Origin of the sequence: Streptococcus sp. DD11 (genome assembly GCF_001578865.1) — a bacterium.
Classification (GTDB): Bacteria; Bacillota; Bacilli; order Lactobacillales; family Streptococcaceae; genus Streptococcus; species Streptococcus panodentis.
Genome location: NZ_KQ969392.1, coordinates 378,872 through 383,883 on the forward strand (window position 1 = coordinate 378,872; position 5,012 = coordinate 383,883).

The window sequence follows — 5,012 nt, forward strand, 5'->3', positions numbered from 1 at the left end:
TTCCTTATAGAGTTTTGTATAGCCGTTGATGTGATTGACACCAAACTGGCCAAAGAGACGCTGCCGTTTCTGCAGCTCTGCCCGGATAGAAGCCAGAGCCCGCTGCGTTCCGGCCCCATCCAAGTTAGTAATCCGTCCCATCAGGTGCGGCAGGCGCTTGAATAAATTTGCCATACCGCCGCCCTTAAAGTCAATGGGCAGAAAGCCAATATCCTCTGGACTGAAGTTTAGGGACAGAGACAGGATGTAGGACTGCAGAATCTCCGACTTCCCAGAGCCGGTCGTGCCGGCAATCAGGCCATGAGGTCCATGAGCCCGCTCATGCAGATTGAGAGAGACCAGATCATCCTTCCCCCGCACACCGAGCGGTACCGCCAGACTTCTGGATGTATCGCCGCGGGCCCAGCGGCTGGCAATATCCAGCTGAGCCACTTCTTCTGCACCGTACATTTCTAAGAAAGTGATGGCATCCGGAAGGGCATTTTGCTGCTTTTCCTCATGGACGAGATTGCTCAAACTGCGCACGGTCATCTCGTAGTCATCTGTCATAGGATAAGGTCTGAAGGCTTGATTGACATAGTTCCCTTGGTTGTTCACCAAGGTAGCTGTATCGCTGTTTTTGACCTCGATCAGTGTGGTCACTGTCTCCGACAGCTGCCGACGGCTTTCCTTGAGCCAGATGACTGTCACTCCCAGAGCAGGCAGGTCAGGACTGGACAGATGCTCATTGATAGCATGGCCGGACAAGAGGCGGTCATCAGAAATCGCGATGACCAGCTGCGGCAGAAACAGCTGCTCCTGCTGGCTTTTTTTCTCCTGCCGGCGGGCCTGCAGAATCTGATAGAGACTGGTCAAGACAGCATCCTTGCTGCGTTCGTCATAGACAAAGGAGCGGATATTGATGGCCGGCATCTGAAAGTGCGGCAGGAAGCGCCACTTCCTCCATATCTGCCGGTAGTCAGCAGGCGACAGCAAATGGACAAAAATCACATCCTGATAAGAATGAAAGGCCGCAATCTGCAAAAGAAGCTGCTGCAGAAAGGACTGGCCGGTATCATGCTGGGCTACAAGACCGATAACATTGCCGGCCAGATTGGTCGTAACAGGAGCCTGCTCATGCTTTTCATATTTTTTCAGCACATTCTGTGAAAAAACCGTTAGGTCGTCTTTGGTCAGAAAATCACTCTGATAGACAAGCTGCAGCTGACTGTCAACCTCTCCCAGCCCAAGCGACAAAGCCATGAAATCTTCATTGGAAGGCAGGCGCTCATAAAGCCGGCCGTCATACTGCCGGATCATCTTCATAAGATCGTGCAGGTGGGGCTGACGGTAAGAGAGAATCGCTCTCTCTTCCAGAAAATGCCGGTGCAAAATGGAGATTTGCTCCAGTAAATACGCCTGGTAATCTTCAGCCCGCTCTTTCTTTTTCTGCTTGTATTCTTTTTTATCAGAAAAGTAGCCAGTGATGGAAAAGGTCGCCGTCAGGACGCTCATACCGCCCATGGTAATCATCATCAGGCCGTTGCGCCCCAAGAGAGTGACCAGCAGCACAGAAAGAGCAATCATCCCTAAAGGCGGAATCAGGGCCCGCCAAATAGCATTTTTAGGCTTGGTCGGAGGAAGCGGGGCTTTCTCCAGCCTCTGCTCATCCTCATAAACTGTCGGCAGGATACGGGGACTGCGATGGTAATGGGGAAAGCCAGCCTGATAAATGGTCTTTCTGCTCTCAACGAGAGTGGTCTTTGGATGCAGGCGCGGCGCGGCAAAGAGGGCAGAAATCTGCCACTGCTCTTCCCGCCGCTCAATAAAATGATGGCTGACAAAGATTCGGTCGCCTGTCCGAAAGGGCACAATCCTGTCCACAGCAACCGGCCAATCATTGAAATAGAGCAGCTGGCCATTAGGATACAGGTAGGCCTTGTCCCTTGCAAAGAGGACAGAGGCCTCTGTTTCAATCACAAGGTCAGCTGCTGCCTCATCCTTGGACAGCAGAAAGTCCCCGCCGGGAGGAAAGATATACTGTACTGACAAATCTTCGGCTGTCTCAAATAGGAAAACGGTGCAGCCCTGAAGAACGGTCTGTCCCTTCGCCAGCTCCTCCCCATCAGCATAGACCCTGCCGTCCGACATGTGAAAGATCACATCTTCTGCTGCCGCCCTTTGGCCTTCAGAGAGGGTGAGGACAGCGAGTTTTCTGCCGCATACAATGATTTCAGTCTGATTCAGCTCATCATCCAGCAAACTGTCGCCCAGCTGGTGAAAGAGAGTTTTGTCTTTTTTACTCATCCTGTCCACCTACCTTTACGCCCAATTTCTTAGACAGTTCTTCGATTTCTTTGCGGTATTCATCCAGTTTTTTCTGCTTCTCTGCCCCTTTCATTTTCTTGTCTTCACGGGTCTGCTCATATAGATTTGTATAGGCATGCAGGGTCAGCTGGTCATCGCCGATATTCTGAGCCAAGTCCAATGCTTTCTTATAATTTCCCCGTCCAAGGAAAATCCAGTAATCCAGCAGGTTGTCTTCGCTGGAAGGAGTGATGGTATTGAGCACACTTGCTTTTTGTTCCTCAGACAAATCATCTAAATGGACATAGGAAGCAGCCAATACATACTTTGCTTCTCTGCCCAGACGGCCGGTCTGGAAGACCTCCAAATCATCAGCCACATCATCATAATGCCTGCCGATAAAATGGCTCTGGGCCTTCACTGTTGCTTGCTGGACAGGCAGAGACCAAAAGTAGAAATAGGCAGCGAAACCGCCCAGCAGCAGGGCCGCTGTCCCAAAGATCCCAGTCCCAAATGTAAAGAGATACCAATTCCGCTTGCTTACAAGCCTCTTGCTCTTCTTCTCATCCTGGCTGGCCTGATGGTAAGCTTTATGAATATAGCGAACCACTTCATCATAGCTCTGACAGGCAGCAATCTCCTGCACCTGCTGGTCTCTGACGGCTGCGATTCCATCAATCAGCAGTTCAAAATCAAGCTTGGGCCGCAAAATCGAGACGACCAAGGCCTTGTACACCATGAGAAATTCTTCCGCACTCAGAGCAGCTGGCCCCATCATATTTTTCAGCCCATAGTGAAGCAGACGGATGCTGCCGCCCCGAACAAAGATATTCTTAGGATGGAGGTAAGGCACTTTAAAGCTGCGCTCATCCAAGGACAGGCTGTCCATTTTCTGAGCCAGTTCCAGACGTTTCAGCTCAGGCAGCTCCTCCTCCGTCAGCTCAGCAAGGCTGCTGGAATAAGGCGGCTTATCGTAAATCAGCGACAAAGCTCCGCTCTCTTCTAAGCTCACGGCTGCATCTGCATAGTTTTCTATGGCAGACAGCTGTTGACGGACAAAATGGCTGGCCGGCAGGATGACCTTGACCTGTCTCTTGCTGTACTTTATCTCAATCTTGTCATCCATCTACCACAACCCCCAATACATCGCCGTTTCCCAGAGGATACTCTGCCAAAGGCCTGTGCTGCTCCATTCGGAGCTGCTTATAGACCGGCTCCAAATGCCAGTGCTTCGCTGCAAGATCCAGCTGCTGTACCAGACCGTTTTCTTCGATTAGCTTTTTCAGCTCTCTTAAAGACAGCAGGCAGGAAAAACGCAGGTCCAGCTCTTTGTCATCATGCTTAATCGTCACCTTTAAATAGCCTTTTGCCATGAAAAATCCTTCCTAAATATACACCCAGTCCGGCCATCAGGCCGATAAAGAGGCCTGACAGTAGGATGACCCAGACAGGCATCGTTTCTGCCTCCTCCCTCTCTACTGCAATATGATCCGATACCGCATAGTCCTGAAAAAGAGCTTGACGATAGGCCTGAGTCGGCAGTTCAGTGCTGTCCAGCAAGCCAGCCGTTGCAAAATTGGCCCTATCAGCTGCACCAAGCATTTCCTTGGCATCTGTTTTGGCCTTGGTCGCCTGCTGCTCAGTCCTATCCATAAAAAGATTGGGAGCATAGTGATGTTCGATTTGATTGCCGCCCGAGCGCTGTTTTTTCTGCGTAATGGAGTCTGTTTTCAGGTCTAATTGCCCCTCTTGGGCATAGACCGTCCCATTAGCCGAAAACAGCAGCAGGAGCAGGATTAGTGCAAAAAATTTTTTTACCATCGGCCTCATAATCATTCTGTTTTCCATTTGCCTTCTTTTCTCAAGCGTATGAATTTGATTTTCTTCAAAGGTAGCTTTCCTTCCCTTGTCAAGCTTAGGCAGCTCCTGCTCTGGAAGCCGGGGCAGTCTGGACTGCGAGAGAACAGGCTATTCCAGATATTTCTTGGCATACTCCTGATAGTTGGGGGTCTTTTTCTTGTTCATGGCATAAAGCATGGTTCCATACAGGTCATCTTCGGCCGAATCCGGCTCAATCATGATGGCAGTCTGGTCATCATCTTTCTCAGGAAAGATAACGGAATAATTCTTGCCGTTCTGCTCAATCTGATAATAGGTCACCCCGCCTTTCTGCTTGACTGATTTCTGCTTATAATCAAATTCCTCCCCATTTACCGTGACCTTATCTTTTGCAAAGTGAATAGTGGAGTTGCTGCCGTCGCCAGTCTGCGCTTTCCAGTCCCCCTGCAGACGGTCAGACTGACCGCCTGAGAGCAGGCTGCAGGCCGAAAGCAAGAGAAGACAGGCAGACAGGAAGCCTATGAGGCCTAAGGAAGATGTTCTTCTTTTATTCATGAATGGTCACACTCCTAAAGATATTCTGAATGGCTGTATAGTCAGGATTCTCAGCCTGACCCAAGAGACCGACCGTTCCCGTAAAGCTGATCATAAATGTGACAGGGCCGCTTTCCACAAAGGCAGCTGCCAAAAACTGAGCCAGCGGACCGGAAACCTCATCGATATAGGCATATTCAATCACCTGCCACTGCAGGCCGTTGACCTCATGCAGACCGTCTGACACCAGCCTGAACTGGTCAAGTCCCTGACTGTAGTCCTCGATCTCGGCCTTGTAGGCGACAAAGTCATAAGCCCGGTCAACGGTCCGGATATTCATCAGGATATTGGGC

The 5,012-nt window shown here is 50.4% G+C and carries 6 protein-coding genes; all 6 read right to left on the reverse strand.

What is annotated here, in order from left to right; all coding sequences use genetic code 11:
* The coding region (locus tag STRDD11_RS14090; protein ID WP_277592690.1) for an FtsK/SpoIIIE domain-containing protein at positions 1-2,286 on the reverse strand (2,286 nt) is incomplete at its 3' end.
* Positions 2,279-3,412, reverse strand: a complete 1,134-nt coding sequence (essB, locus tag STRDD11_RS01755) for a type VII secretion protein EssB (protein ID WP_128834768.1) — start codon at positions 3,410-3,412, stop codon at positions 2,279-2,281. The genes essB and STRDD11_RS14090, both read right to left, overlap by 8 nt.
* Positions 3,405-3,659: a hypothetical protein gene (locus STRDD11_RS01760; protein ID WP_128834770.1), complete on the reverse strand. Its 255-nt coding sequence runs from the start codon at positions 3,657-3,659 to the stop codon at positions 3,405-3,407. Before STRDD11_RS01760 ends, essB begins: the two co-directional genes overlap by 8 nt.
* Positions 3,628-4,107: a type VII secretion protein gene (locus STRDD11_RS01765; RefSeq protein ID WP_128834772.1), complete on the reverse strand. Its 480-nt coding sequence runs from the start codon at positions 4,105-4,107 to the stop codon at positions 3,628-3,630. The genes STRDD11_RS01760 and STRDD11_RS01765 overlap by 32 nt, the downstream gene beginning before the upstream one ends.
* A 147-nt stretch (positions 4,108-4,254) precedes the next feature.
* Positions 4,255-4,680, reverse strand: a complete 426-nt coding sequence (locus tag STRDD11_RS01770; RefSeq protein ID WP_128834774.1) for a glycosyltransferase — start codon at positions 4,678-4,680, stop codon at positions 4,255-4,257.
* The coding region (locus STRDD11_RS14095; RefSeq protein ID WP_241209277.1) for a hypothetical protein at positions 4,673-5,012 on the reverse strand (340 nt) is incomplete at its 5' end. The genes STRDD11_RS01770 and STRDD11_RS14095, both read right to left, overlap by 8 nt.